Source organism: Acinetobacter sp. WCHAc060033 (assembly GCF_004209125.1).
GTDB lineage: Bacteria > Pseudomonadota > Gammaproteobacteria > Pseudomonadales > Moraxellaceae > Acinetobacter > Acinetobacter wuhouensis.
The window spans coordinates 1-2,103 of record NZ_SGSW01000123.1 but is presented as its reverse complement, the minus strand read 5'-3'; the positions used below and the strand labels follow the sequence as shown (position 1 = coordinate 2,103).

Sequence of the window (2,103 nt, the reverse complement as noted above, 5' to 3'; positions counted from 1 at the left end):
CTGAAAATGCCGGCCTTTGAATGGGTTCATGTGCAGCTCCATCAGCAAAAGGGGATGATAAGTTTATCACCACCGACTATTTGCAACAGTGCCCAAAAAAGTTCGTGGTGGAGAAAAGATAAGCTATGCAAGGCTTTAGGAGACGTGGTTTTTCAGGATGACGAAGAACGATTCGGCGCTAGGTGCAACATAGGTGCATCGCACGAGCGCTAGGAACGGCGAAAAAAGGCGGACGTGGCGAAATCGGTAGACGCAGCAGACTTTAAAATTGGAGTGCCCGCGGGGAAATCCGCGGAGTAGAACCGCTCAAAGTCGGGGAACGCTAACGGGCAATACCCTAAGCCAATCCCGAGCCAAGCCCCTTCGGGGGAAGGTGTAGAGACTGGACGGGCGGCGCCTAAAGCCTTCGGGCAATGGCGAAGGGACAGTCCAGACCACGAACGTCATCAGACGGCGGCGAAAGTCGAGGTGGTACGAAAATCTGCTTCTCTGTGAGAGTACGGGTTCGAGTCCCGTCGTCCGCACCACAAAGCCAAACATCCCTGCGATGATCGACCTCTGGGCGTTTGGTCGTGAGCCCGCCACCCTCGCGCTACGCTTTGCGCAGGCGTCGAAGGCGATCAGGTGCGCCCATCGATTCCGTCGAGCACCATCGCTGCGAGTTCATCGCTGGTGTGTGCACCACTATCGAGAACACGGGTTGTGCATGGAAGCCGTTCCCTTGCGGCCAAGCATCGGGCGACATTCGCTAATCGCCACTCTCGAATCTCCGCATTTCGATTCGGGTCAGGATGCATGGTCTGGTTCGCGATCCGGTGACGCAATAGGTCCTCGTTGAGCGTCAGAAAGATGTGCAGCAGCTGATCGTCGATCCGCCTTACCCCGTCGAGTATCTCAGTCAGATAGTCCGGGTGCACGAGCGTCATTGGGATGATGATGTCCTGCGAGTAATTCCTTCGAATCTCCCTGACCGCCGCGATCGTAAGTCCCCTCCACAAGGGGAGATCCTGATAGTCTCCGCTCGCTGGCATGGGGACCGTTTCTTTCACCACGAACCCGATTTCCTCGGGGTCAAAGATCAGCGATTTGGAACGCCGATCGCGCAGCCGCTTAGCGAGCGTCGTCTTTCCGGCGCCGAAAGGTCCGTTGATCCAGATTATCATTGTCGACGGCCTCTAACCTGAAGGCTCGCAAGAGCGCTCGACGGCCTCGTGCGGAGGCACGATCGGAGTGGTTCCGAAATGCTTCTCAAGATAGGTGACGCCGAACGTCACGATGTCCTGCGCGTCGAACAGGTAGCACTGAGCAAAGCCCACGACACCTTCTCGATGGCGACCGAGCTTCACGTAAGCATTTGCTATAGTTTCAACCGCATCCGGCTTTCCTTCGATAGCAAAGCAATCGAGAATGCCGTTTGAATCGTAATCCGATGCCGTTTTCCAGGCGACTTCACCGTCTCTTCCAAGCATCGGCATCTCATACGTCACCCACCGTTTGTTGGGGATATCGGCAACCGCCTCGGCGTAGTGCAATGCGGTAACGGAGTTTAGCGGCGCACCCAACAGCAGGGCCTTCCCGCCAAGGCGAACGAACCGCTCGACGGGCGATCCTTCCCCCAAGGCGTGACCGAGTTCGTGAGGCTCCGTCAGCGTTTCAGCCAGCGGACCAACCGCGACCATCGATGCATCGGGGTGCGCGCTGCGCCGCGCGCCGGGGGCTTGAACCAGAAATTGATTCAGCAGGCCGAACCCACGGTAAGTCCCGGCTGTTGCGGGATCGAACGGCAGCCAGGTACGGCGGGCTTCGTCATCCAGCCGAGCGCCATTCAGAGTCTCCTCGTAGGGTGATCGGTCCCACGACGCGTATCCCATCACAGTGCCAGTCGGCCCAACCGCGGAGCGTAACGCGGCAACGACCGTCTCCGCTCCTCCTTCGACCGGACCAATCGCTTTAAGTGAGGCATGCACCATCAAGAGGTCACCGGTTTGGACTCCGAGTTTTTGAAGCGCCTCCGTTATTGCCTTCCGCGTATGCATCGCGATATCTCCTCTAAACTGCAAAACACTATACCTATCGAGATATCACTCTACTATACCTATCGAG

At 57.3% G+C, this 2,103-nt stretch carries 3 protein-coding genes; 1 reads left to right on the top strand and 2 read right to left on the bottom strand.

Annotated features, from left to right (window positions below; all coding sequences use genetic code 11):
• On the top strand, window positions 1-213 hold a 213-nt coding region (locus tag EXE10_RS21795), incomplete at its 5' end, for a hypothetical protein (protein ID WP_213073871.1).
• 407 nt (window positions 214-620) lie between these two features.
• On the opposite strand, the gene EXE10_RS20710 is transcribed toward EXE10_RS21795, so the two are convergent.
• Together EXE10_RS20710 and aac(3)-IId are read right to left on the bottom strand one after the other, a co-directional pair.
• Complete coding sequence (locus EXE10_RS20710) at window positions 621-1,163, bottom strand: AAA family ATPase (RefSeq protein WP_000587837.1); 543 nt, start codon at window positions 1,161-1,163, stop codon at window positions 621-623.
• A gap of 12 nt (window positions 1,164-1,175) precedes the next feature.
• Complete coding sequence (aac(3)-IId, locus tag EXE10_RS20705) at window positions 1,176-2,036, bottom strand: aminoglycoside N-acetyltransferase AAC(3)-IId (protein ID WP_000557454.1); 861 nt, start codon at window positions 2,034-2,036, stop codon at window positions 1,176-1,178.
• Window positions 2,037-2,103 lie beyond the last annotated feature (67 nt).

Excerpts from the sequence above, each read along its gene's own strand:
- EXE10_RS20710 (WP_000587837.1), bottom strand. The coding sequence starts at position 1,163 with ATGATAATCTGGATCAACGGACCTTTCGGCGCCGGAAAGACGACGCTC.